We start from the raw sequence: 25,362 nt of genomic DNA, 5'->3' as shown, positions 1-25,362 counted from the left end.
CTGATGAAGAGGCATGCCGTATTACTCGCGATTCTGCTCGGTGCTTTTTCGCTGGTACTGACCAACAGTGCATTTAATCTGCTGCTGCCTTATTTTGTGCAATATTATCAGATCTCTACGACAGCAGGCGGATGGATCATCGCCCTCTACATGCTGGCCATGACGTTAACGATGCCGCTGGCTTCCCTGATCGTAGACCGACTGGGCCGGAAGCAGACGTATATGTTGGGCATCACCATCTATGGTGTGTTCTCGGTGGCAGGTGCACTATTTTATCACTCGATTGAGGTACTGTTGCTTGTGCGTTTCATGCATGGGGTTGCCGCCGGGCTGATGATTCCGTTATCGCTTGTGTTGTTGTTTGATGTATATGGACCAGAGGTAAGGGGACGAATTACAGGAGCGTGGGGTTTGCTGCTTATGCTTGCTCCTGCGGCTGGGCCAACGCTGGGCGGCTTCATCATTCAGTATGGACGGCTTGAAATGCTGTTCTGGCTTAATGTGCCGCTGGCTGTGTTCTCGTTTATCGGGTGCGGTCGAGTCATTCAGACTTATATTCCTGCCCGTAGGAAACGATGGCATCCAACCAGTATCATGCTGCTGATCTGTTCGGTAGGTGCCCTTAGTCTGGGCGTACAGTTGTATGCGAGTCCTGTCGCAGCGGTATGGGTACCTTGGCTGCTGATTGCGCTCGGTGTGGTGTTACTTATTCGTTTTGTCCAGACCGAGAACGGTCGCAAGGAACCACTGATACGTTACCAGTTGCTGCGGCGTAATGCCGTCTTTCCACTGACCGTGCTGATCTCGACCATTCAGGATTGTGTCATGTTTGGCGTGATCTTTGCATTGCCATTATTGTTCCAGGATGTCTTCCACCTGTCGCCGGCCTTGTCCGGTGCGCTGTTCATACCCTTGTCGATCTGCACAAGTCTTTTCATGTGGATCGGAGGCAGTCTGCTGGATCGTGGTCGATCCATGCATTTTATCGCATGGGGCACGTTGCTGGTGTCGATATCGATCTTGTCGTTTGCCGTTCTACCCATGGGAGCATCGATCTGGATTATCGGTATGCTCATGGCGTGCCGTGGAATTGGCGTTGGCCTGTCAGGCATGAGTATCTCTGCGATTGGTCTGCAAGCATTACCAGACGAAGACATGCACGAAGGGTCGGTGTTATCGACCACGATTGAGCGGCTGGCTTCTTCGTTTGCAGTGATGGGTATGACCCTGTACTACGATATGCGCTGGCAATGGCTAGCAGGGGCAGGAACGTCTATGGAGATGGCAAAATGGGGAGCGCTCAAAGAGATCTGTATCGGCCTTGGCTGCGCCATACTGTTTACCCTTCCCCTGGTACTATTTATAACCCGAAAGAAGGTTGGCATCATTGTTCGAGATGGAAAACAAGCTCCGGTCTGAGGCAGAGCAGCAGGCCCGTGAACATTCGTGCAAGCTTCTGCTGAACTGTTACATCCGTGAGCTTGCGTTAGAGAAGGAAAATGATATTCGAATCAATCCGAATACGCTGACGTACGCGGTTGCTTTTCCAGCCAGTGGGGTGACGGTGACAGGAGAACTATCCTATTACTCTGCGATGGGAGAGCATGAATATCTCAGCATGGAATCTGGCGGAGAAGCGGTGCATGATCGCGACCTGGTTCGCTGGATCACATCTGAGCTAATTGGAGATGGGGAACAGGGAGCGAGTTCGGACCAACATGGAATGTTGAAGAGTACGGTGCAAATGAAGAGCTCACTTGAGCTGGAGAATGTACATCCATTGAGTGAGAATACGAATCGTGTCGAGGTGGCGTATGCCAGAGATTTTGCACAAAAGGTAGATAACAGCGTAGGTAACCTTACGTTGTATATCGAACAAGCGGCCAGTCTCGACATCCACGATTATCGGACATCGGAACAATCACTGTTATATGGTCATCCGTTTCACCCTTTTCCGAAGAACTCCAAAGGTTTCAGCGAACAGGATGTTCAGAAGTACAGTCCGGAGCTGCGCACATCGTTTCAACTCTATTATATCGCCGTGAGACAGGATGTCTACGTGCAGGAATGGGTGGATGACAGGGCGGCAATGGATTTGCAAGAACTCCTGCGGAGCCATGTGCAGCTGATTTTAAAAGAAAAGAGTGAAATGTATGGGCTGCTGCCCGTCCATCCATGGCAATACGCATACCTATCACGGTTGACCGAGATACAGCCCTATTTTCGAGATGAAAAATTAATTCTGCTTGGCACTGCGGGTCCTACCGTCTATCCAACCTCTTCGGTACGTACGGTCTATGTTCCCGAATGGAACTGCAATATCAAGCTGTCACTGAACATGCAGATTACCAACATGATTCGCACCAATAGTGCTGAGCAGATGCGCAGAACACTGGATGCTTCCAGATACGTCAGGCAGCATGACTGTTTCGGTGCTGAGCCGAATACCCATATCGCGTATGAGACAGGTGTGGCGACTTGTGCTTTTGATGATGAAGAGTTAACGAGTCTGTTTACGATAGCTTATCGACCCATTGAGTTTGACCCTGCCAATACGTATGTTTTGTCCAGTCTGGTTGAGGCACCACTTCCGGGGATGCGTTCCAGGCTGATGACGATGCTGGGTGGTGGGCGTATCAATGCTGAGCGTTGGCTGGATCGTTATCTGGCATATTCTCTGCTGCCGATTGTACGGGCGGCGGGAGAGAAAGGCATTCATTTTGAAGCGCATCTGCAGAATACACTTGTGACATTAAAGGATGGCATGCCTGTGGACTTTATCGTCCGCGATCTGGAAGGGGTCAGTGTGGATGAGGAACTTATCCGTGAGCAGGATCGCGGTGCGTCCGATTTATTATTTTATTCGCGAGAGAACGCCTGGGCGCGGACATCGTACTACTTTATCGTCAATCATCTGGGGTCTCTGATTCATGCCCTGGCGCGAGATGTGAACGTCCCGGAGGAGCATTTCTGGAAGCAGGTACGTGAGGTGCTTGAGGGTGAACTGGAACGAACAGGCAATGCATATGTGCAACATCTGCTGACGACGGATGCATTTCTGGCCAAACAAAACTTGGTGAGTTGTCTAAGAGGGATCAGCCAGACTCCGGTTTATGTGCCGGTGAACAATCCAATGAAAAGAATAGGGAGTGAAGTGCGTGGGAGTCGTGGGATACAGGGCTGAAACAAGCGGCAGGACAGAAGCAGTCTACGTGAGTGTACAGGAACGGATCATGCGACAGACATTGGAGGCGATGTGGTTCGAGGGCATTTTGGACAGCCAAGTCAGTGGGAGCGAGTGGCGAACCAGCGGCCTCACATCTTCTGGCGAATCTGTAGCGTACACGTGTGAAGCGGAGCGGAAGTTTTCATTTGGCCGGGTGAAGGTGAAGAAGGGTTCGATTCAAAGGGAAGGCGTAGCCTGCACCGATCTGGATCTGTTTTTGGAGGAAATCGTGCTGAATTCATTGAAGGGTGCGAATGTGACGGCTTTTATCCAGGAACTGCTCGAAACGATGGCAAAAGACAGCCAGTGCCGGGCGATATTGCCTTTGAACATTCCGCTAGAAGATCGGCATTATGATGCGCTCGAAAGTCACATGACCGACGGTCATCTGTATCACCCTAGTTATAAGTCGCGGTTGGGATTTTCTTTGAAAGACAATAAGGCCTATGGCCCTGAATTTAACTCGGAGGTTTCATTAGTCTGGGTTGCTGTAAAAAAAGAATTTGCTCAGACCGCTGTATCCGCAGGGTATAGCTCTGAAGAATTGGTAAGGCAGCATCTGACTGTGGAGGATATGAAGCAATTTCAAGAGGTTCTGGAGGGTGACGGGAAGACGGGTTCTGACGCGAGTGATCGATATGTGTTCATTCCGGTTCATCCATGGCAGTGGGAGCATCAGTTGGAATCGGTATATGCCCGTCAATTGATGGATGGAGACATGGTATATCTTGGTCCATCGTCTTCGCCCTATCGTGCGCAGCAGTCGATCCGTTCACTGTCAAACCGGGTGAATTCGGAAGCACCCTACATCAAGCTGGCCCTCAGCATTACCAATACGTCAAGCACACGTATACTGGCACAGCATACGACCCAGAACGCACCGCTAATCAGCGATTGGCTGGATAATCTCGTTCGTGAAGATGAGCTGTTGCAGCGGGCGCAGTTTGGTATTTTAAAAGAAATCATGGGACTGTCGTTCCGTTATGAGCAGTTGCCTGCAACGCAATATGGACGTGCCTACGGGACACTCGGAGCCATCTGGCGGGAGAATGTATCGGTTCACCTGAAGCAGGGTGAGACGGCGTGGCCGCTGAATGCGCTAATGTTGGTGCAACCGGATGGTGTTCCATTTATCCAGGATGCTGTAGAACGACATGGCGTGGAGAAGTGGAGCGAGGCTCTTGTTCGCACGGTTACACTGCCAATCATCCATCTGCTCTATGCGCACGGGATTGCGCTGGAATCTCATGCTCAGAATATCATTTTGGTACTGGAAGACGATCTGCCGAAACGAATTATAATCAAGGATCTGCATGATGGTGTTCGCTACGTACCGGATCAACTGTTACACCCGGAAAAGGCACCGAAGCTGAACCCCGAGCCGGAAACGCATCGCAAGTTCAATCGGTACTCTTTCATCTATGCGGGAGATGTGTCGGAAGTCCGTGACTATACGTATGACGCATTCTTCTTTATCTGCATGACGGATATTGCGTTGGCCTTTGAGAAGTTTGGATTGTCAGAGCAGTCATTCTGGCAGCTGTGCGCAGGTGTAATTGTGGATTATCAGAAGCAGCACCCGGAATACGCAGAGCGGTTCGTTGCCTTTGACCTTTTTGCCGAAGATGCACTGATCGAAGAGATGACCAAGCGCCGTCTGTATGGGGATGGGGAGTTGTACTTCCGTAAGGCGAGCAATCCGCTCAAGGTATCGAAGGATGCACTGGAATCACAGGGAATGCCCGAATTAAAGGGAATCGTCGAATGAGAATTAACACGCTGAAGGAAAAGATTGCACGGAAACAGCCGGTGTATGGCCTTTTTGTATCCATACCACATCCAATTATCATTGAGATGATTGGACATGCGGAATATGACTTTGTCATCATTGATCTGGAACATGCCACAACATCGATGGAATCGGTAGAAGAGTTAATTCGGGCGGCGGAACTGGTTGGCCTAACTCCGTTGGTGCGTATCTCGAAGGTGGAGCGAGCGGAGATTCTTAAAGTGCTGGACTGTGGCGCACAGGGCATCGTTATTCCGCATGTTGAGCAGCTGGAGCAGGTGGAAGAAGCGGTTCGATACGCCTACTATCATCCGTTTGGCATGCGGAGTCTGAACAGTGGTCGTCCTGGGGTATTCGGGAAATATCCGCTCACGGGATACATTGGGGAAGCGAACGAACAAGTGATGATTGTCCCCATGATTGAAAGTGCAGAGGGCGTTCGGCAAAGTGCACGGATTCTGTCTCATCCCCAGGTGAGTTTTGTATTGGAAGGTGCGGCGGATCTGTCGCAATCCCTCGGCGTGCCATGGCAGACCGAGCACCCGGATGTGAGACGTGCGCTGGATGAATTGCATGCTACTGCGCAGCAGTGCGAAGTACCTTATGCTACGGTCACGAGAGGCGTGGACGACATGGCGCTCTGGGCTGAGCGGGGAGTACATATATACGTGCTGGGTGATGATCGGAATACGGCATTTCGGGCGTATATCCAAAAACGGAATGACTACAGGAATGCGGGTGGGCAGATATGAAACCAAGTGTATGGCAGGCGATCGATGAACTTCAACGAGGGATGGAAGACCCGGTATGTGCGTATATCTATGATCTGGCTGGCATGCAGGAACAGGTACGTCAGATGCTGAGCAGCATGCCTGGAAATACACAGTTGTTTTACGCTATCAAGGCGAATCCAGATCAACGTATCATTGAGGCGTTGCTTCCATTGGTAAAGGGCTTTGAAGTGGCTTCCATTGGAGAGTTGCTCAAAGTTAGAGCCGTAAGTCGAGAGGTTCCGATTCTGTTTGGAGGTCCGGGTAAAAAGGAGAGCGAGCTGCGGTTGGCCATTGAGCATGGCGTGAGCTACATCCATGTGGAGAGTCTGCTGGAGCTGCGGCGCATCATTGCGATCACGAAAGAGCGAGTAATGAATCAGGCACAGGCGTACGAAGGCAAGCACATGCGAGGGCAGGAGCAGGTACAGGAGGACACGCATGAACACCACCGTGAGCATTACCGCGGTCAAGCTCAGAAGGTTCGCATTCTGCTCCGAATTAATCTGCGAAGTAGTACGTTACCCCGGACGAAGATTGTCATGGGCGGTGGGCCAAGTCCTTTTGGCATCGATGAAGAGTCGGTGGAAGAAGCGATCGAGCTCATTCGTGTGGAAGGCGCGGGTATTGTTCGGTTGAGCGGGTTCCATTTTCACTCTTTGTCCAACAATATGGACGCCAGGCTGCATGCTGAGATGATTGAGCTGTATTTGCAAAAGGTAGAGCAATGGCAGCACCAGTATGGTCTTCCTGTGGAAGTGGTGAATGCAGGAGGAGGATTCGGTGTGACGTATGATGGAAGTCCGGGATTTGACTGGCCCTTATTCACTTCCCTGCTGGAGCAAAGTGAAGCTAGACAACGCCTTGCTTCACGTGGAGGCGAGTTGTATTTTGAATCGGGCCGACTTTTGGTGGCAGACCACGGGTATTACGCAGCAGAAGTTACGGATATCAAAACTTCTCATGATCAGCATTTTGCTGTGTTAAGGGGAGGTACGCATCATCATCGTCTGCCTGCTTCATGGGGACATAACCACCCGTTTCAGATTATGGCGACGGAGCGTTGGAAGCATTCATTTGCCCGGCCAGAGGTAAGGGATGCTCGAGTCCATATCGTAGGTGAGCTGTGTACACCCAAGGATCGCATGCATTCCGATGCGGAGGTAGCACTGCTGCGGGTGGGAGATATTGTTTTGTTTGAAAAGTCTGGAGCTTATTGCTGGACCATTTCGCATCATGATTTTCTGGGGCATCCGCACCCGGCATTCCATTATCTAACGGAGGACAATAATCATGTCAACACTGATGAAGCGTTCCAGTCTGCAAGCCGCTGAACGCCGGATTATGGCGGATCTGATGAATTCATTTTTGGCCGAGCAATTACTCCCACTGGAGGATCACTCATTCATTGATTTTGCCGCAGCACCTGCACCGTTCAGAAGATTGTATAAGGAATATGACGGCGAGGTGCAGAGACAGAATAGTGATTCTTACATTAGATTGCATACGCATGGTGTATTGTGTCTGATCGAAACAGGAGTAAGACAGGCGATTCAATGGGTTCAGGGTTCACCGATCTACGAAGAGAAAACAGATGGAAGCTGGGTTCTGCTTGATTCTCCGGCAGAGGTTGGACGTGCGGTGTTACAGAGGGCTGTGTCAGATGAAGAATATAGGCAACCCGGAGTGGCGGAATTCCTGACTAGTCTGGATATTGCTGTAGAGCAGTATGCTCTGGGCTGGGAACAAGTCCAGTATCTGTCCGCCAACGTTCCGGCGACTGCTTATGAGTGGTTTATCAAAGGTGAGCGTGTTGCTGCATTGCGGGATCGTCCATTCCACCCATCGTCCAAAGCCAAGGTGGGATTCAACGCAGAAGATGTAACACAGTATGCAGCGGAATTCGGGAAGGCGATTCCGCTGCGCTGGGTGGCTATACGGCTGGATGCCGTGCAGCAAGGTTGCGAAGATGGGTTGTCCATTTTGGACCTCTTAGACGATGTTCAGCGTGAAGTGGTGGAAGCCGAGTTTGCTCGTAAAGGGATCACGCTCTACGAATATCTGCCCATGCCTGTTCATCCGTGGCAATTGCAGCATGTGATTCTGCCTCGCTTCACTGGAGAGATTGAAGAGGGCAGCATTGTTGTACTGGATATAGAAGCGGGCGACGTACAGGCCACATCCTCTCTGCGCTCGATGGCTCCGTTAACCGAATCTAATCTGATGCTCAAGCTGCCCGTTAGTGTTCTGTCGCTGGGAGCTGCTCGTTATCTGCCAGTGGTCAAGCTGTTAAATGGTCTTGCTGGAGAACAGATGTTAAGACAGGCCGTTGCTTGTGACGAGACGTTGAAGGACAAGGTATATATGTGCGAAGAGCAGAACTGGTGGGGCTTCATGCCGGAATCCATGGGACTGTTCGACGATCATCCCCGCCATCTGGCTGCACAGATTCGTGTGTATCCCGCTAAATTGTTGGGTGAATCCTACAAAGTCATCCCCATGGCAGCACTGGGTGTAAATCTGGATGGACATCATCTATTAACGGAGATTCTGGGAGATGACCTGAGCAGCGCGGACGTGGTGGAATTCTATACGAGTATAGCTACGACTTTCTATGACATCGTAATGCGTCTATTCAAGGTGGGCGTTGTACCTGAGATTCATGGTCAGAACTGCATTCTGGTGTTACGGGATAATCAGGTAAAGGGGCTCTTGTTCCGCGACCATGATTCCGTACGTCTGCATCAGCCTTATCTGGACAAGCATGGTATTGCAGACCCTGCCTATCATATTCGCCCAGGATACTCGAACAGCCTGTATAACGAGACGATCCAGAAGTTGATCTTCTATGTGCAGTCTTTGGGGACGCAGGTGAATCTGGCTGCGATCATGGAGGCACTAAGCGAGGTGTATCACATCCCGGAAACGAAGTTATGGGAGATCACGGAGCAGGCCTGGAAGGAAGCGCTGACTCATGTGCAGCTTCCAGAGGGTGACCGGGTCGCCCTTGCTCATGCGATATTTGAGAGCGAGGCGTGGCCCGTGAAGTTGGTTGTCCGTCCGCTGCTTGAAGCGGATGGGGTGCCTGGCGCGATGCCATCGGGCAAAGGCATAGGGTGGAACCCTTTTTATAAGGGATAGATATGGAACAGAGAAGGTGACCCGTTTGACGGGTTGCCTTTTTGGCTTGTTGTTATTGGGAGTTGAAATGCTTGGAGGGGATTAAAACGTTCAACAATCTGGCTAAAAAATCTTATGGAATGGAGTTACAGGAAAGAGACTGATGGTATAATCGGGTTATGTGTTATAGTCATAATTAGCATTACCGAAAAGGTTTTCGTAAAAATCGATATCAACTGTTGTAACCGCAATCATAATTTACTTCAAGAAAGTGAGAATCTACGATGAATCAGAAGAGGCTTTTTAATGATGGATGGCAATTTGCGAAAAGCAAACTGGATGTTACGGAACCTGCGGGTCTGGTGTATGAACCTGTGGAGCTTCCCCATGATTGGCTGATATATAATACGCTCGAACTGTACGAGGATAGCATTGGATGGTATCGCAAAACGTTTCATTACTCGAAGGATGAGCAGCAGCTATTGCTCTGTTTTGATGGCGTATACATGGATTCGTCCGTGTATGTGAACGGGCAGTTGGTTGGGGAGTGGAAGTATGGATATTCTGCTTTTGAACATGAGATCACGAATGCACTGGTGGAAGGCGACAATGAGATTGTGGTCAAAGTGGTGCATCAGAGCCCGAACAGCAGATGGTATTCCGGGGCTGGAATCTATCGCAACGTGTGGCTAAAGACAAGGGACCGCAACCATATTGTGACGGATGGAACGTATGTATCTATCAAGCAGCAGCCGGATGGCTGGCAGGTGGAAGTGGATACGGAACTGAACCTGGAGCAGAATCAGCAGGCAGAGCTGGTGCATACGATCCGGTATGAAGGTCAAGTGGTGGCATCCAGCCAAGCGAATGTTACGGCTTCGGTGGGTGAGAATGCGGTGGTATCGGCAGATAGCCAACAGATCATTGTGAAGAATCCAAACCTGTGGAGCCCGGATGCACCACATCTGTATGAGCTGGTCACGGAACTGAAACTGATCTCGGAAGATCAGAGTGAGAAGATCATTGAGTCGGTATCCCAACGTATTGGATTCAAGGACGTTAAGCTGGATTCGAGTGAAGGTTTCTATCTGAATGGGGTCCATACGAAGATGAACGGTGTGTGTGAACACCATGATCTCGGGGCATTGGGAGCGGCATTTAACCTGACGGCATTGCGTAGAAGATTCGTTTTGCTCAAAGAAATGGGCGTTAACGCCATCCGAACTGCGCATAATATGCCAGCCAAAGAGTACATGGAACTTGCGGACGAGATGGGTATGCTCGTGGTATCTGAAGCCTTCGATATGTGGGAACGGGCCAAAACGCCATATGACTATGCGAGGTTTTTCCCGGAGTGGGCGCATACGGACGTGAAGAGCTGGGTGAAACGCGATCGTAATCACGTCAGTCTGATCATGTGGAGTATCGGGAACGAAATCTATGACACCCATGCGGATGAGCGCGGCCAGGAAGTGACTCGGATGCTGATGGATTATGTGCTGGAATTTGATCCAAAAGGCAATGCGGGCGTGACGATTGGCTCCAACTACATGCCTTGGGAAAATGCACAGAAATGTGCGGATATCGTAAAGCTGGCAGGCTACAACTACGCGGAAAAATACTATGATCAGCATCATGCAGAACATCCGGACTGGATCATCTATGGCAGTGAGACCTCATCAGTGGTGCAAAGTCGTGGCATCTATCACTTCCCGTTCGAACAGCCGATCCTGGCTGATGATGACGAGCAGTGCTCGGCACTCGGGAACAGCACGACAAGCTGGGGCGCGAAGTCGGCAGAATATTGCATTTTGGCTGAGCGGGATCGTCCGTACTCACTGGGGCAATTCCTGTGGACCGGATTCGACTATATTGGTGAACCGACTCCGTATCATACGAAGAATTCGTATTTTGGACAGCTGGACACGGCAACGTTCCCGAAAGACGCTTATTATATCTACCAGGCGGCATGGACAGATTATAAGAAAAATCCGATGGTTCACCTATTCCCTTATTGGGATTTCAACCCGGGTCAGATCATCGATGTACGTGTGTGCAGCAACGCGCCGAAGATTGAGCTGCAACTTAACGGTAAGACGATTGGCACCTACGATATTGACCATGCGCATGGAACACAGCTATCTGGCTGGTGGAAAGTCCCTTATGAAGAGGGCGAGCTGAAGGCGATCGCTTATGATGAGAACGGTGTTGTGATTGCAACCGATGTACAACGCTCCTTTACGGATGCGAAGAAGATTCGTCTGCAGGCGGATCGGGAGCAGTTACAGGCGAGCAGCACAGATCTGATTTTCGTGGAAATTACGGTGGAAGACGAAGCGGGTAATCCGGTGCACAATGCCAACAACCGCGTCCAGGTTCAGGTGTCTGGTGCCGGGCGATTACTGGGTCTGGATAACGGGGACAGCACGGACTATGATCCATACAAAGGACTCAGCAGAAGGTTGTTTAGCGGTAAACTGATGGCCATTATCGGGGCAACGGATGAGGCTGGAACGGTACGTATTGAAGTATCTTCGGAAGGATTGGAAGGTGCCGCAGCTGAGTATGAAGTGCAGGTTGTGGGTGCGACGGATGTCGATGGTGATATAAAAGAAGTGCATTCCGTCTTCATGGTTAATGAAGAACGTCCGGTGTTGACGGGTAACGCTCAGGAGATTCCTTTGCGGAAAATCGAGATCATCAGCGAATCAGGACAGTTGCTCGATCCGTCCAACCCGGAGTTGGTCGTAACCGTCAAGCTGTATCCGGAGAACACGTCCTATCGGGATATCGAGTGGGCTGCTGTCAATGATGGCGGCATTGAATCCAACATAGCCAAGGTGGAAGTCCTTCCTGCGGGAACGGATGGCAATGGAGAGAATCAACATACGGTGAAAGTATCTGCGATTGGTGACGGGGCGTTCCGACTTCGCGCTACCAGTACGAATGGTACGGACAAAACAAAACTCATCTCCCAGCTGGAATTCAAGGCGGAGGGTCTCGGAACAGCTTACAAAGATCCATACGGCTTCATCACAGGCGGATTGTATGATTACACCAAAGGTGAGGTTGGTAACGGGAATGAACGCGGTGTAGCAACAAGTCGGGACGGGGAGACCCATGTGGGCTTCCGCAATATCGACTTTGGTCCGTATGGTTCCGATACGATCACCATTCCGATCTTTGCCTTGTCGAGTGAAGAGTACTTCATTCAGATCTGGGAAGGCATGCCGGATGAAGAAGGCAGTACGATGATTGCAGATGTCGTGTATGACAAGGAATCCAAATGGAATGTGTACCAGGAAGAGACGTATCAGCTGTCCAAACGCCTGAGTGGGATTACGTCGATCTGTTTTGTGTTGAAGCAGAAGATTCATATTAAAGGGTTCTCGTTTGAGCGCCAGAGTCGTGCTTTTGAACGGAATGCAGCTGTATCCTGTGACCATCTCTATGGAGATACGTTCAACATTGAGGGAGACCGTGTTGAAGGTATCGGGAACAACGTGTCGTTGGAGTTCGAAAACATGGACTTTACGGCAGAAGGCACGTCGAAGCTGGTCATTCATGGCCATTCACCAATAGATAAGAATACGATTCATATCCGCTTCGCAGGTGCGGACGGACAGAGTAACCAATTGGTTGAGTTCACACAATCCGAAGGATATGAGGAGCGGGTGTTTGAGCTTGAACGCGTGACAGGTGTGCAAAAGGTAATCTTCATCTTCTTGCCGGGAAGTCAGTTTGACTTCGACTGGTTCCGTTTCGAGAAGTAAGTAAGATGTAAATTAAATTTAAAACCCCTTCAAGCAGGCATCGGTTCATGGAAACGTGGATATGAATCGCTTGCGTGAAGGGGTTTTTCTTACATGTAGGTGTAAAAGAAAACATCAATGAACCTGCTCTGCTTCAACTGAGAGATCTAAGCGATGACCTATTCGGCTATAAATGTACAACTTAATATCCGTGTCTTGTAATGCAAGCAGATTGATCGTTTTATCACTACTTCTGCTGATAGATGTCTCCATAGGTTCACTTACTTCATTGACATACATCTTCACATATACCGTGTGGTTGCTGTTGTTTTCAATTGATATGTTGGCATGTGTCCCGTTCGAAGCAACCATTGTGAAACTGCCGTTGTATGCGGAACGACCTTCATGTTGAGTTGGGGCAATGAGCAGAACAGATGTAGATGTTAGGGAGGAGCGCTCCATTTCATGGGCTAATCCGTTTGACTGCGGTTCGTTCGTTGAAGCTAGAGCCGCTGTATTGGCTGAATGGGTGGATATGAGTACAGATAGAACCAGTGCTACACCAAGCATTGTTTTTAAGGTCATTAAATACACCTCCTACTGAATGATAAAATACTAAAATTTTCGTTCCTGTTATCTATATTTCTATGATTCTAAACGTTTTGAACAGCAGTAGGGTTACGGGGAAATGGAAAAATAAGAATAATGATCAACAAAGGATAAGATTGAACCGTTTCATACATGAGGTGATGGAATGAGAAAAAGTATGCTTATCCTATCGATAGCTTTAATGCTGTTAACTGCTTGTGAAGCAAATGATCCAACAACGGATGCTTCCGGAATTACGCAACCTTTTCCAGAAATTATTGAGCCTCATAACCCTGAGCAAGCGGAACTAAGCGGGGATGTGGTTGTGCTTCATGGAGGCATGCGGAACAAGGATACATGGAATACTTTTATGAAAAATGTGAAGAAAAAACAGCAGGATCAGGTTCGTGTAACGATGTATACCATTGAAGGTGGGGCTATTATCCAGGAATTGATATACGATGGCTCAGCTATTCAATCGACTTACGATAACTCAAGGGATGCTTATGGCTCCAAACACGGAGTGAAGACCGACACCTGCACAGGGATCGGGACGATGAAGAGTGAGGAAGGGAATGTGTTTTACGTGTTAACTGGTTGCGAGAAGGAAGAGAACCCTTTTATGATGCCTAAGTTGTAAATGAACCTTTGAGGCCATGGAATATACGATTGGCAAACTCGGTGCAGCTCACTGTTCTGATGCATACTCCAAAGGTGCTACCGGAATTACCGGTTCCAGGTTCGTGGAGCATATGGGCAAGGCAAAGAATTAATGGCAGGGACTGTGGTCTTATGAGCTAATGGGCTTCCATCATAGTTATTCGCACACTCTCCGAATGTGCCACTGACATATACATAGGGCATACACACTGTGTGCATCGGCCTAAGGAGAGTGACTATTTTGAAGAATCTGAACAAGAGGACAGCTACCCTCAACAAATTAAGGCCCAGACGTGCTAGATTGAAATACAAAAACAAAATTCGACGAAAACGGAAATATAAGATGATTCGTAAAGTGTGCCGAAGAAAGTACCGCTCCCTGAAGCGTCCAGTAAAATCACAGAAAATGGTCTGTGACAAAAAAGTCATTGCATTACCGAGAGGGGGAGGCAGCAATCCTGTATGTTGTGAGCCTTCCCCACTGCTCGCTCCGTTAAGACAACATGAATTGAAGATGGTTAGTCTCCCCGGGACGCAAGGGGTTGCAGGCGCCCAAGGTCCCGCGGGATCTCACGGCGAGCCGGGTCAACCGGGTATTCCCGGAGCGCAGGGTCTCGCAGGCCCTCAAGGTGGGCTGGGTCAACCGGGAGTTCCCGGAGCGCAAGGCCCGGCAGGTCCTCAAGGTGAGCCGGGTCAACCGGGGGTTCCCGGAGTACAGGGTCCAGCAGGCCCTCAAGGTGAGCCGGGTCAACCGGGAGTTCCCGGAGCGCAGGGTCCCGCAGGTCCTCAAGGTGAGCCAGGTCAACCAGGAGTTCCCGGAGTGCAGGGTCCAGCAGGCCCTCAAGGCGAGCCGGGCCAACCGGGGCTCCCCGGAGCGCAAGGCCCCGTAGGCCCTCAGGGTGAACCGGGTCAACCGGGAACTCCCGGAGCGCAAGGGCCAACGGGTCCCCCAGGTGAGCAAGGTCCGCCGGGCACCATACCCGGAATTGAAATCATTCCTACGGTAAACCGTTACTTCTATTTTCCAGATACCGATCTGGATTTGTCGGTCTCAGTTATAATTCCTGCCACAGCATTCACTAATGACGATGGCGACAGCATAACCCAATTTGCAGGGATTGGACTTAACAGCTTTAACAATCTTTATATCAACGGGGTCGTCCAACCAGGAAACTCATATAGTGTAAGTGCGGATAGGTTGTTTTTTTCGTCACAAAACGGTGTGATCTTTGCAGGGACACCTATTATTATCGAGATGATTATAATAACAACCAATATCATAAATGGTTAAAATTGGTTTTATTCACCGGTTCCTTTGCCCTCACTGCGTTCGAATCTACCACATATACTATGTCAGGTAGGAGGTGAGAAACATGCCACTCGTGACCCCATTTCAGAACAGTTTGAGATTTGCTGCAACCATTGGTGACGGAACCGGGACTGGAGCAACGTTTGCGATTGCTGCGACCGCTTTTACAAATGATGCGGGTGTAGCTGCAACGGCATTCCCCGGTACGTTCAACTATTACAATCTTTATATTAATGGCCTTATGCAAACAGCAGATACTTCCTCGGCTACGACAACTACACTTACAATCCCTGGTGGAGATGCATTAAATGCAGGGACTCCAATTGTTGTACAATTTGTAGTGTCTTAATGAAGATGTAATCATGCTGTATCGTTAACTTGTGCGACTTCTATCTGAGATAGAAGTCGTTCTTTTTGTACAAGACTCTTGTCGACATAACAGTATTCATTCATGCATTAATGTGCAAAAATGGTTACCCAAGGATGTTGCCCAACTACCGGATAACCTCTGAGGAAATGATCCTTCCGTTTGATTCCAATCCTCACTCTCACTTGTTAAAATTTAGGTACATAAACTATGGTCAGGTTGGCGGTGAAGATAGGATGCAACGTATTCAGGTACATCCCGATGTGTTGGACGAGAAAGCTCGATTGGTCCAGCAGAAGAAACAGGAACTGGAGCGAATGGTCTGGGAACTGGAGAAATCGATCTATATGTTGCAATCCGATTGGTCGGGTGTGACCGGAGAGCGTTTCTTCTGGGATTTTATGCAGGCAAAAGAAGTGTTCCCGACTACACTCGGTCTGTTGGACAAGATCCAGAATGAGTTTACGTTTATCGCAAAGAACTTTAGAACAACGGACGGCTCAGGCGAGGTGGCGTTGTACATTCCAGAAGAGCTGAAGCGCAATTTCGCTGTAGGGCTGCTTGATAAATCCATAGGAGAAACAATAACGGGAATGGGGCAGACAGCAGAAGCGTTCTTCGATAACCCGTTCAGTACATTAGGCAGTATGGCATATGCCATGACCGTAGGCAAAGTTATAGACGTTGGGCGGGGTATTCAATTTGCATGGGATACCGCCTGGGGCACGGGAACGGCGAGGTCTGATATAGAGCAATTTGTAGAAGACCAGAAGAAGCAGATTGATGAGAGTGGGGCAGGATATTACGGTGGAGCGATGACAGGGCAGGCTCTGGCGTATGTATTGTTTGGGAAAGCCTTTCGTTCGATGGATGACAAGCATACCGATCTGGGTGGATCTGGTGTTAAAAGAGAGGGACCGTATACTCTCAATGAACCTGTAAAGATTAGAACAAATAAAGGGATAGAAGTTGAGTTCACGAATCCATCAGGAAATAAGATTAGCTGGATTGAACAGAATCCTAAAAATATACCAAACGCAATCGAAAGTTCGTTAAAGAGTCCTAACTCAGGTAGAGCTCTAGAGGGAAGGGTGGCGGAGTATGTTCAGCAAAGAATTGAAGTACTTGGATTTGCATTAAAAGCAAATAATCTTACGAATAATGAGGTTGCAGGAGATCTAGATGTTGTTACTAGTAAACAAATTATTGAAGTTAAAAAGTCTACAGCGGCCTTAGACATGGAACAGATAGATAAATATATTAATTCAGACAATGCTAAGTTTTTCAATCATGAAATGAAAGAAGTTATTGTCTATATTGACAAGCCAATTGATTTGACGAATAAATACGTAAAAGAGAATATGGATTCTCTTAAAAATTCAGGTGTTATTGTTGTAAATTCACTAGATGAATTAGGAGGAGTATTGAAATAATGGGAACGTCAGCAGCTGTTGTATTTAGAAGTGGGGAAAGTATCGAAATAAATAAATTATTACTCCGTTTAGAAGAGTTATGTAATAAGGAGGGATTATTTTATAGTCATGACTTGAAAAAGATTGATGAAGCCTCAAAATTAAAATATTGTGAGTTTTGCATTAGTGATATTCCATTAAAAGATAGCTTTGACAGACAACTGATGTTTGGACTAGCAGATGAACCATACCCTCATAAACTTGTTAATTTTGAATGGGATTCTCCAGAAATAGATTACTTTAAAACAGTAGTATCTGGTGATTTTGAAGATAATGAAGATTTGTTATTTAAATTTCTTTTTTTATTTTTGAATGAATTTCCCGATGCAAAAGCATGGATTGAGGAAGATTGGTTTTATAGCTTGGATGATATGAAAAAGATAAAAGTATCCTACAATGACAATTGGTGTTACATGGATCCTAAAAGCCTTTGAAATAAAAATATACAACTTATAAATAAAGCATATAGCACTTCTACCATACTATGTTGGAAAAAAAGGATAAATATCTTCTCGATTGGTGTTGATGTAGAAGAGGAAGATGTACCGATGATTATTGAGGAACTACTTCTGGTGAAGGATTGAGCTGTCAAGAATTTAAAAGATGAGCAAAGGGATAAAAAGAGGGAAAGCTAATCGACAAGTTGAAAGAGGGCTGTTTGAGATGAGTTCTTTGATTTTTTTGAAAAAGATTGAAAACTATTCTCCTGAAAAAGCCATTGAAGATTTTAAGAAAGCAGCGCAAAAAGCGAATATATTTTGTATTTTGATAAAAGATAAATACCGTGGGAATCTCTTCATATCAGCTGAGGGAACACTATCAGAAGTTGATGAATTTACTTTTAAAAACATGGATAAAAAGGACAACTTAAAGTACTTCACATTTAATGTTAATCAAGTAGAAGAAGACTCAGTCGATAGTTTCACTTGGCTTACTCATGACGAAAATTACTTCTGGGCTTTAGATATTGAAAATATAAATCATGAGTACAAGTTTATTTTTAGATTTGTTGTAGAGTATTTTAAAGATAATGGCGAGGATTATTTATGGTTTGATGATGCCGAGTGGTATTACACAGCTGATGATATTTTAAAATTAAGTCAGATGCCATATGATCCGAATTGGTGCAGTGAAAAGATTGTCTAGTTTTATACATTTGAAAATAACGAGGTTTTACTAGGGATTAGACATAGTCGAGGAGTATTGAAATAATGGGAATGTCATCTTTTTTATATTAAAGTAAAGGCGAAAAGATAATGGAATATTCACTGAAGTTGAATGGAAAACAAGATCCTTTATGGTTGAAAAAATTAATTGAAAGTAAGAAATTTGAAGTGAATTATATGAACCGAAAACACAATTCAATGTCCATTGATGAGTTTGATCTAAGAGGTGGATTGAAAGTAACTGCTTATGATAATAACTTTCCGCTTGATCATCCAGCAGCATCTTATGAAACGATCTTTCAAGAAGAGAATTTTATTTATCAACAAACGATTTCTTATGAATTGGAGAATAACGAGCTATATGAATTATGTTATAAAACAATGTATGAAATTTCATTCGTTATATTAGAATCACATAGAGTAGAGGGCGTATTCTATCACACTTCTGGAGAAGAGATATTTCTCTTCAAAAACAGAAAGTATACGTTCAACGGAACATATCTTGAATTGCTTCAGACGCATTATGGAGAACTCCTTGAGAATATCGAGTATTCGGTTTTTACGAAAACTCACAACTGAATTACAGATAAATAATGTTAAATGCACTTCTACCAAACCAAAAGTAGAGGTGCATTTTTATGGAAAAAGGATACTAGCAAGTACTACGATAATAAGATTGAATACTAAATGTTGAGGTGAAACAGAATGTTATTGGAAAATGCAGTATCCAAACTAAATAATATAAATTGGGCCTTAGTAGGTACTATTATCTCTGATGAGGATACTAAACTCGGATATGAATTTCTCAGAAGAATTGCTCAATTTTATAAAACGGAGCAGCTGAAGCCTATGCCACCTGCATTTACAAATGTGGCGAAACTGCTAGGAGATCAAGAAGATGAATTAGATATTTCAGCTTATTGTATTTCGGAAGCTGTTGAATATTTGAATCAAAACTCATATGTGAAAAGAATATTTGAATATTACCTACAGTTGGCGAAGTACGCAGAAAATACTCCGAGCATCAGCCAGTATCTAGACATATATGAACCTTTAATTATACTTTTTGAACGGGGGGGCTCTTTTACCATCAAACCACTCTCTCTAGAAATTACACAAGTCGCACATTTACCATTAAACAATTGGTATGAAAAATTTGTTGAGAAAGATCCGATTGATATTTAATAATCTGTAGATCATTAGGTTAATATTTCGCAAAATCGTATTCATAGAAAAGCACTTCTACCAAACCAAAAGTAGAGGTGCTTTTTCACATGAAATCAAACAATTAATGAAATCTTCCACAGATTGGTCGATAATATAGAAGAAACAACTATAAGCTCACCATATACATAGAGAACGATCCACAACTATCCTACACCCACACGAGGTACATTCATGAAACAAGGCATATATGAACAGCTTATCAACACCATCACCAGGCAGGAGATCTCGGCGTTGGACCCGGATGTGTATCACATTGGGACCGAGAAGCTGGATGCAGAGGAAGCGCGTAAGCTGCTGTCCACGTATTTGGCGGCGGTGACGCGGCGAGCGCTTAAGATTGTACGGGAACAGACGGAAGATAAGACGGCAGTGTTGGCGCAGATCCGAACGTGTAATGAGATTATTGCTACGCTCAAAGGCACACTGGGGGAAGAAGAGTACAACGAATTGCAACTCGATGAGCAGGGGGAAGTGTTGACCCATGTGTATTCCAAGCTGAACAGCATTCGTGCGGTCCGGGATACCCAAATCGTTCGTCCAGATACGCCGATCTCCCAAAGCTCTTTATTCACAGGTGCAAAGTCCGAACCGAGTATGTTATTGGAGTTGCAAAAGGAGATCATGACCGCCGATCGGATCGATTGGCTGGTGTCATTTATCAAATTCAGTGGGCTTCGCCTGCTACTGGAACAGCTTCAACAATTCACAGCGGGCGGTGGGAAACTGCGGATTATCACGACCACTTATATGGAAGCAACCGACCTCAAGGCCATTACTGAACTTAGCAAACTGCCTAACACGGAAATCCAGATTTCGTATGATACCAAAGCGACACGGTTGCACGCCAAAACGTACATTTTCCACCGTGATACTGGATTCACCACCGCCTATGTCGGCTCTTCCAACCTGTCCAACCCGGCGCTAACCAGTGGTATGGAGTGGAACCTCAAGGTGACGGAGAAGGATTCACTCGACGTGTTGCGCAAGATTGAAGCGACCTTCGAGAGCTACTGGAATGACCGCGAATTCACGAGATATGTAGCTGAAGATGAAGGACATGAGGCACAGTTGAAGGCGGCTCTGAATCGTAATAAAGATCAATCCAACCACTTTCAACTCGACATCCAGCCATACGATTATCAAAAAGAAGTGTTGGAACAGCTTCACGCCGAGCGTACGCTGTACGGACGAAACCGCAATCTGATCGTCGCCGCCACAGGCGTCGGCAAAACGGTCATCTCTGCCTTCGACTATAAGAGATTCCGTGCGAGCCATGCGGGAGCCAAGCTTCTTTTTGTCGCCCATCGGGAAGAAATCTTGAAGCAAAGCCGGGACACGTTCCGGTATATCCTGAAGGATATGAACTTTGGTGAGCTGCACGTGGGGAATCATCGAGCGGAGGCACTGGACCACTTGTTTGTTAGTATTAACAGCATCAGGCAAGATTAATCTTGATTTACAAACGTACGTTCTAATGATATTCTATATAAGTAGAATTATATTTCGCTTGAGTGAAAGGACATAGCTCTATGGCATTCTCTTATAATAAGCTTTGGAAGCTTGCAATTGATAAGGATTTAAATAAGACTCAGTTACGTGATAAAACTGGTATTACAAATTCGTCTTTATCAAGATTAAGTAAAAACCAAAATGTAAGCATGGATGTGTTGAATCGCATTTGTCATACTTTAGAGTGTGATATTAGTGATATTGTTGAATATGTAGAGGAAGAGGTGGCTGTTCATGAGTGAAAGATATAATGTAATTGATCTGTTCTCAGGAGCAGGCGGACTAAGTCAGGGTTTTGTTCAAGCAGGTTATAAGGTATTAGCAGGTATTGATTTTGATGAATCTGCACTTAGAACTTATGCTCATAACATTCATGGAGCAAAAGCCTTGAAAGAAGATTTGTTTAATGAAAAAGAAGCAATTTCACATATAGAAAAAGAACTATCAGGAGAAAAAGTTGATGTGATTATTGCAGGGCCACCTTGTCAAGGATTCTCAATGACTGGCTCTCGAGATATTAATGATTCACGTAATAAATTGTATGTGGCAGTTGTTCATGCAGTAGAGTACTTTCAACCCAAAGCATTCTTAATTGAAAATGTTCCTGGCATGGCTACACTATATAAAGGAGCAGTTAAGCAGCAAATTGTCAACACCTTTGAAGATATGGGGTATGCAGTTACTGTTACTGATAAACCTTTATTGGCTGCAGATTATGGTGTTCCGCAAATGCGTAAAAGAATGTTTTTTGTAGGGTTTAAGAAAGAATTGAATTACGATTATTTCAAATTTCCTAAAGAATATTTAAATAAGGAGAATTATATATCAACCAAGGAAGCTATCTCAGATTTACCTTCATTGGAGAATGAATTGGGAGAAGAAGTAATGGAATACAATTGCGAAGCTAAAACTGAATATCAAAGATTAATGCGAAAAAAAGCAACAAAGATATATAATCATGTAGCAACAAAACATACTGATGAAGTTAAGTGGGTAATAAGTCAAGTACCTGAAGGAGGGAATTACAAAGATCTTCCAGAAGGTGTAGGAGCTTCACGAAAGTTTAATGAAGCTTGGACGCGTTACCATAGTAAAAAACCATCTAGAACTATTGATACTGGTCACAGAAATCATTTCCATTATAAATGGAATCGTGTACCTACTGTTCGTGAAAATGCCCGGTTACAGTCTTTTCCTGATGATTTTGAGTTTCTAGGAACTAAGACCCAACAGAACCGACAAGTTGGGAATGCTGTACCACCATTGTTATCACAGGCTATAGGAGAGGCAATGCTTTCTCATCTTAAGAATGGTTATTGTGATGGGGAAATGAATTCGGAATATATCGAACAAATTGTATTAAATGTTTAGATTGGAGTAGTCTATGACGGAGAAATTAAATAATATAGAATTATTTGCTGGTGCAGGTGGGCTGCTTGATGGTTTTGAAAAAACAGATAAGTATAATCTTCTTGGAGCAGTTGAATGGATGAAACCACAAGTTAGAACACTCATCAATCGTTTAGAAACGAAATATGGGGATAGTAAAGCTAAGGAAAAGGTTTTGAATTTCGATATACAACGTACACAAGAATTACTACAGGGTTGGAACGATGAAAATTTTGGATTTTCGGCTGGTTTAGATTCGCTAGTTGCGAATCAAAGGGTAGATGTAATTTCAGGAGGCCCACCGTGTCAGGCATATTCCTTAGCTGGGCGAATCCGTGATGGTAATGGTATGAAGGAAGATTACCGAAACTTCTTATTTGAGGCTTATATCAAAGTTGTGGAACATTACCGTCCTAAAATAATTGTTTTTGAGAATGTCGAAGGAATCTTATCAGCTATACCTACCGGAGAAAAAATTACTGATTTAATTCGTGAAAGTTTTAATAATGTTGGATATGAAATTGTAAATGACTTACGAAAATACGCTTTATTGGATTTGACAGAGTTTGGTGTTCCTCAAAAAAGAAAGCGAGTAATCATTGTTGGGGTTCGTCGAGACATTGAAAATTTTAATTATCAAGGAATTTTGCAAGATTTTTATACTACAATGTTAAAAAAAGAAAAAACGAAACGTAAGCGTACTGTTCGTGATGCAATTGGTGATTTACCACCAATATATCCATTACCAGAGCTATCAAAACGCCAAGCTTATAACAATAATTCTGAAATAAACGGCCATCATGCAAGATTTCATAGTAGACGCGACCAAGAAATTTTCTATGAACTTGCGGAAGATGTTAACAATGGCACCTTTTATTATAATAGTGCAGAAGCTTTAATTAACTTATATTATGAGAAAACTGGAAAACGTACGAATGTTCATAAGTACTATGTGTTACGATGGAATGAACCTAGTAATACTATTCCTGCTCATTTGAAGAAAGATGGTTTACGCCATATTCATCCAGATTCAAAGCAAAAACGATCCATCACTGTTCGTGAAGCAGCTAGATTACAAACTTTTGATGATGATTTTGAGTTTAATGAATCAATGGTTGCAAATTATGAAATGATTGGTAATGCAGTTCCTCCTTTATTTGCAAGTAAATTGGGTTATTTAGTAAATGAATTGTTTGAGAAAGTATTAATAATAGAAAAAGAGGAGCTAGTTTACTAGCTCCTCTTTTTATTGATAAAAGAGTAAGTGCGTTAATCAACTCTACTGGTAATGAGTTGCTAGTAATAGAATAGAGTATATACAAATTAAGAATTAAAAGTGTTAATTATTTATTGAAAAGTCTGCGTAATATACTCCATCTTCTATAAGTGATAAAGTTATGGTGTCTCGTCCGTATCTTTTTAAGGTATCTATTGTAATTTCCTCTTTAACGGATACACCTAATCTTTTTCTCAGATAACGACCTAAAATACTCTTTTTGGAAATTTTCTCACCGTCTAGAAAAGGTCTTTTTCGACTATAAGAAGCCAACTGTTTGGGATATGTGAGTCCTTCAAATTCCTGAACTCCTTCTAATGAGGCCTCCATAATTGTCCCATCATCCCAAATAAGTTCAATTGGGTCAGAGTTTCTTTTCCGTTTTCCATCTGGTGTGGAGTATTCTTTATCATAAGGTTTTATCAACCCTTGATTTTCTCTGAGTATTTCTTTTGGAAGACGAATGTAGGCATCCCCCTCTGCTACATGACCATTACTATTGCCCCAGTTTAATCCACTAGATGTAGGGACTTTCTTTTTACCGGTTCTTGGCGAAATTTTATATAATGGAATGGAAAAGGAATATTTTCTTTCTAATAAATATGGATCTTTTGTTCGCACCGAATTGGAGAATTCTACTACTGTCTGTTTTTTATTTATAACAGGTTCTTCGTATGAATTATTCAGTATAAATCTATAATAGGTATCCAACGGACCGAATGTATCTCTGGTTGCATCAGCAAGTGACTCCCTGTAGTCTGTACGTAGGCCATTTGATGAGAAATTTGCTGAGCCAATTAATGCTGCTAAAACTTTATTTTCCTTTTTCCATATGTAAATTTTAGAGTGTATCTCTTGCCTTGTATATTGAACAGTAAGTTTAGAATTTTCCTTCTTGATTTTATCTAATGAACCCCATAGACGCGCATCTATGCCATTAGGATACATACCACCAATTACAGTGACTTTCATGGGTAATTCTTTAAGTCGTTCTATAGGAGCTGGACCTAGATAGCCACTGATAATAATTAATTCATCAGGCTCTTCTGCGCAAATCTCATGTTTTGAAAAAATAACTTCTTCGAGTCCTATGTAATATAGCAATTCAACTCAACCTCCAATAGAATATTAGATATAAGAATAACATAATTTTAGGTGGTCAAAAACAATAAATAATATGAATCGAAATCAGAAACTAAAAATTTAAAATTGAGAGTAGATTGACGATCTTCATATTACACCTCGTTCCCCCCCCAAAAAAAAAATCAAGATAACTTAGTAACCACCAAGTTAACGAGTGGCCTTAACTTTTATTATATTTTCAAGACCCCTTTAATATCTCACGTATCACATTCTTGGAGAGGTGAATACTCTCTGGAGAAGCATCTCTCAACATGGCTAAAAGTTCCTTAATTTGTAATTCTGACTCTGTGAAGTGAATTTCTTCATCAACATAAGCGAAGAGCTGCATTAGATTTACTTCAAGTGACTCAGCGATCTTCGCCAAGTTTACCAAAGAAACGTTCTTTTCTCCACGTTCGATCTGTCCTATGTATGAAAAATGAAATCCACCTTTTTCTCCGAGGGATTCCTGTGAATACCCTCTTTCTTTGCGTAGTGCGCGAATTCTGGCTCCGACCAGCTTCAAAACTTCTCTGTCCTCGTTCATGGTATTCACCTCTCTATGTTCAAAAGTGTAGACAAGTTTCCTCAAGGTAAACACCAAACGAAGAATACAAATA

21 protein-coding genes and 1 pseudogene are annotated in these 25,362 nt (G+C 44.9%); 19 read left to right on the top strand and 3 right to left on the bottom strand.

Annotated elements, in window-relative coordinates; translation table 11 throughout:
* Positions 1 to 3: 3 nt before the first annotated feature.
* The 7 genes from ACX9NY_RS18660 to ACX9NY_RS18630 all read left to right on the top strand — a co-directional run bounded on the left by ACX9NY_RS18660 (position 4) and on the right by ACX9NY_RS18630 (position 12,678).
* Positions 4 to 1,419 (top strand): MFS transporter, encoded by a 1,416-nt coding sequence (locus ACX9NY_RS18660; RefSeq protein ID WP_472474319.1) that lies wholly within the window; start codon positions 4 to 6, stop codon positions 1,417 to 1,419.
* Positions 1,397 to 3,184: an IucA/IucC family protein gene (locus ACX9NY_RS18655; RefSeq protein WP_472479348.1), complete on the top strand. Its 1,788-nt coding sequence runs from the start codon at positions 1,397 to 1,399 to the stop codon at positions 3,182 to 3,184. Before ACX9NY_RS18660 ends, ACX9NY_RS18655 begins: the two co-directional genes overlap by 23 nt.
* Positions 3,159 to 4,994 (top strand): IucA/IucC family protein, encoded by a 1,836-nt coding sequence (locus ACX9NY_RS18650; RefSeq protein WP_472474317.1) that lies wholly within the window; start codon positions 3,159 to 3,161, stop codon positions 4,992 to 4,994. The genes ACX9NY_RS18655 and ACX9NY_RS18650 overlap by 26 nt, the downstream gene beginning before the upstream one ends.
* A complete protein-coding gene (locus ACX9NY_RS18645) occupies positions 4,991 to 5,767 on the top strand; it encodes an HpcH/HpaI aldolase family protein (protein WP_472474315.1) in 777 nt (258 codons plus the stop codon). Before ACX9NY_RS18650 ends, ACX9NY_RS18645 begins: the two co-directional genes overlap by 4 nt.
* Positions 5,764 to 7,119: a type III PLP-dependent enzyme gene (locus ACX9NY_RS18640; protein ID WP_472474313.1), complete on the top strand. Its 1,356-nt coding sequence runs from the start codon at positions 5,764 to 5,766 to the stop codon at positions 7,117 to 7,119. The genes ACX9NY_RS18645 and ACX9NY_RS18640 overlap by 4 nt, the downstream gene beginning before the upstream one ends.
* Positions 7,079 to 8,926, top strand: a complete 1,848-nt coding sequence (locus ACX9NY_RS18635) for an IucA/IucC family protein (RefSeq protein ID WP_472474311.1) — start codon at positions 7,079 to 7,081, stop codon at positions 8,924 to 8,926. Before ACX9NY_RS18640 ends, ACX9NY_RS18635 begins: the two co-directional genes overlap by 41 nt.
* A gap of 263 nt (positions 8,927 to 9,189) precedes the next feature.
* Positions 9,190 to 12,678: a glycoside hydrolase family 2 TIM barrel-domain containing protein gene (locus ACX9NY_RS18630; protein WP_472474309.1), complete on the top strand. Its 3,489-nt coding sequence runs from the start codon at positions 9,190 to 9,192 to the stop codon at positions 12,676 to 12,678.
* 114 nt (positions 12,679 to 12,792) lie between these two features.
* On the opposite strand, the gene ACX9NY_RS18625 is transcribed toward ACX9NY_RS18630, so the two are convergent.
* Positions 12,793 to 13,242, bottom strand: coding sequence for a hypothetical protein (locus ACX9NY_RS18625; RefSeq protein ID WP_472474307.1), 450 nt, complete (start codon positions 13,240 to 13,242; stop codon positions 12,793 to 12,795).
* A 169-nt stretch (positions 13,243 to 13,411) separates the two neighbouring features.
* Between ACX9NY_RS18625 and ACX9NY_RS18620 the strand changes: the two genes are divergently transcribed.
* From ACX9NY_RS18620 to ACX9NY_RS18565, 12 genes and pseudogenes are all read left to right on the top strand, one after another.
* Positions 13,412 to 13,885, top strand: coding sequence for a DUF4362 domain-containing protein (locus ACX9NY_RS18620; protein ID WP_472474305.1), 474 nt, complete (start codon positions 13,412 to 13,414; stop codon positions 13,883 to 13,885).
* 261 nt (positions 13,886 to 14,146) lie between these two features.
* The gene (locus ACX9NY_RS18615) at positions 14,147 to 15,196 is read left to right on the top strand and encodes a DUF4183 domain-containing protein (RefSeq protein WP_472474303.1); all 1,050 of its coding nucleotides are present in this window, start codon (positions 14,147 to 14,149) and stop codon (positions 15,194 to 15,196) included.
* 82 nt (positions 15,197 to 15,278) lie between these two features.
* The gene (locus ACX9NY_RS18610) at positions 15,279 to 15,563 is read left to right on the top strand and encodes a DUF4183 domain-containing protein (protein ID WP_339239900.1); all 285 of its coding nucleotides are present in this window, start codon (positions 15,279 to 15,281) and stop codon (positions 15,561 to 15,563) included.
* 254 nt (positions 15,564 to 15,817) lie between these two features.
* Complete coding sequence (locus ACX9NY_RS18605; protein WP_472474301.1) at positions 15,818 to 17,014, top strand: WXG100 family type VII secretion target; 1,197 nt, start codon at positions 15,818 to 15,820, stop codon at positions 17,012 to 17,014.
* Complete coding sequence (locus ACX9NY_RS18600) at positions 17,014 to 17,487, top strand: hypothetical protein (protein WP_472474299.1); 474 nt, start codon at positions 17,014 to 17,016, stop codon at positions 17,485 to 17,487. Before ACX9NY_RS18605 ends, ACX9NY_RS18600 begins: the two co-directional genes overlap by 1 nt.
* Positions 17,488 to 17,656: 169 nt before the next feature.
* Complete coding sequence (locus ACX9NY_RS18595) at positions 17,657 to 18,199, top strand: hypothetical protein (protein ID WP_472474297.1); 543 nt, start codon at positions 17,657 to 17,659, stop codon at positions 18,197 to 18,199.
* Between the two features lie 110 nt (positions 18,200 to 18,309).
* Entirely contained in the window at positions 18,310 to 18,798 is a 489-nt protein-coding gene (locus tag ACX9NY_RS18590; protein ID WP_472474295.1) for a hypothetical protein, read from the top strand.
* 126 nt (positions 18,799 to 18,924) lie between these two features.
* Positions 18,925 to 19,404, top strand: coding sequence for a hypothetical protein (locus ACX9NY_RS18585; RefSeq protein ID WP_472474293.1), 480 nt, complete (start codon positions 18,925 to 18,927; stop codon positions 19,402 to 19,404).
* 213 nt (positions 19,405 to 19,617) lie between these two features.
* Positions 19,618 to 20,883: pseudogene (locus ACX9NY_RS18580) on the top strand (DEAD/DEAH box helicase family protein); the annotation flags it as partial.
* A gap of 92 nt (positions 20,884 to 20,975) precedes the next feature.
* On the top strand, positions 20,976 to 21,197 hold the full coding sequence (locus ACX9NY_RS18575) for a helix-turn-helix domain-containing protein (RefSeq protein WP_472474291.1): 222 nt from the start codon (positions 20,976 to 20,978) through the stop codon (positions 21,195 to 21,197).
* Positions 21,190 to 22,326 carry a DNA cytosine methyltransferase gene (locus ACX9NY_RS18570; protein ID WP_472474289.1) on the top strand — a complete coding sequence of 379 codons (1,137 nt, stop codon included), beginning with the start codon at positions 21,190 to 21,192 and terminating at the stop codon, positions 22,324 to 22,326. The genes ACX9NY_RS18575 and ACX9NY_RS18570 overlap by 8 nt, the downstream gene beginning before the upstream one ends.
* 13 nt (positions 22,327 to 22,339) lie before the next feature.
* A complete protein-coding gene (locus ACX9NY_RS18565; protein ID WP_472474287.1) occupies positions 22,340 to 23,581 on the top strand; it encodes a DNA cytosine methyltransferase in 1,242 nt (413 codons plus the stop codon).
* A 102-nt stretch (positions 23,582 to 23,683) separates the two neighbouring features.
* On the opposite strand, the gene ACX9NY_RS18560 is transcribed toward ACX9NY_RS18565, so the two are convergent.
* Positions 23,684 to 24,724 carry a restriction endonuclease PLD domain-containing protein gene (locus ACX9NY_RS18560; RefSeq protein ID WP_472474285.1) on the bottom strand — a complete coding sequence of 347 codons (1,041 nt, stop codon included), beginning with the start codon at positions 24,722 to 24,724 and terminating at the stop codon, positions 23,684 to 23,686.
* 217 nt (positions 24,725 to 24,941) lie between these two features.
* Positions 24,942 to 25,289, bottom strand: a complete 348-nt coding sequence (locus ACX9NY_RS18555) for a helix-turn-helix domain-containing protein (RefSeq protein ID WP_472474283.1) — start codon at positions 25,287 to 25,289, stop codon at positions 24,942 to 24,944.
* Between the last annotated feature and the right edge of the window lie 73 nt (positions 25,290 to 25,362).

The sequence above is a fragment of the Paenibacillus sp. CB74 genome (genome assembly GCF_055687625.1).
Note: the sequence above shows the minus strand (reverse complement) of the source record. Positions and strands in the feature narration are given on the sequence as shown.

Coding starts and splice junctions, on each gene's coding strand:
- ACX9NY_RS18590 (WP_472474295.1), top strand. CDS start 18,310: ATGGAATATTCACTGAAGTTGAATGGAAAACAAGATCCTTTATGGTTG.
- ACX9NY_RS18635 (WP_472474311.1), top strand. CDS start 7,079: ATGTCAACACTGATGAAGCGTTCCAGTCTGCAAGCCGCTGAACGCCGG.
- ACX9NY_RS18625 (WP_472474307.1), bottom strand. CDS start 13,242: ATGACCTTAAAAACAATGCTTGGTGTAGCACTGGTTCTATCTGTACTC.
- ACX9NY_RS18605 (WP_472474301.1), top strand. CDS start 15,818: ATGCAACGTATTCAGGTACATCCCGATGTGTTGGACGAGAAAGCTCGA.
- ACX9NY_RS18610 (WP_339239900.1), top strand. CDS start 15,279: ATGCCACTCGTGACCCCATTTCAGAACAGTTTGAGATTTGCTGCAACC.
- ACX9NY_RS18595 (WP_472474297.1), top strand. CDS start 17,657: ATGAGCAAAGGGATAAAAAGAGGGAAAGCTAATCGACAAGTTGAAAGA.
- ACX9NY_RS18600 (WP_472474299.1), top strand. CDS start 17,014: ATGGGAACGTCAGCAGCTGTTGTATTTAGAAGTGGGGAAAGTATCGAA.
- ACX9NY_RS18620 (WP_472474305.1), top strand. CDS start 13,412: ATGAGAAAAAGTATGCTTATCCTATCGATAGCTTTAATGCTGTTAACT.
- ACX9NY_RS18645 (WP_472474315.1), top strand. CDS start 4,991: ATGAGAATTAACACGCTGAAGGAAAAGATTGCACGGAAACAGCCGGTG.
- ACX9NY_RS18555 (WP_472474283.1), bottom strand. CDS start 25,289: ATGAACGAGGACAGAGAAGTTTTGAAGCTGGTCGGAGCCAGAATTCGC.
- ACX9NY_RS18570 (WP_472474289.1), top strand. CDS start 21,190: ATGAGTGAAAGATATAATGTAATTGATCTGTTCTCAGGAGCAGGCGGA.
- ACX9NY_RS18630 (WP_472474309.1), top strand. CDS start 9,190: ATGAATCAGAAGAGGCTTTTTAATGATGGATGGCAATTTGCGAAAAGC.
- ACX9NY_RS18660 (WP_472474319.1), top strand. CDS start 4: ATGAAGAGGCATGCCGTATTACTCGCGATTCTGCTCGGTGCTTTTTCG.
- ACX9NY_RS18575 (WP_472474291.1), top strand. CDS start 20,976: ATGGCATTCTCTTATAATAAGCTTTGGAAGCTTGCAATTGATAAGGAT.
- ACX9NY_RS18565 (WP_472474287.1), top strand. CDS start 22,340: ATGACGGAGAAATTAAATAATATAGAATTATTTGCTGGTGCAGGTGGG.
- ACX9NY_RS18640 (WP_472474313.1), top strand. CDS start 5,764: ATGAAACCAAGTGTATGGCAGGCGATCGATGAACTTCAACGAGGGATG.
- ACX9NY_RS18655 (WP_472479348.1), top strand. CDS start 1,397: ATGGAAAACAAGCTCCGGTCTGAGGCAGAGCAGCAGGCCCGTGAACAT.
- ACX9NY_RS18585 (WP_472474293.1), top strand. CDS start 18,925: ATGTTATTGGAAAATGCAGTATCCAAACTAAATAATATAAATTGGGCC.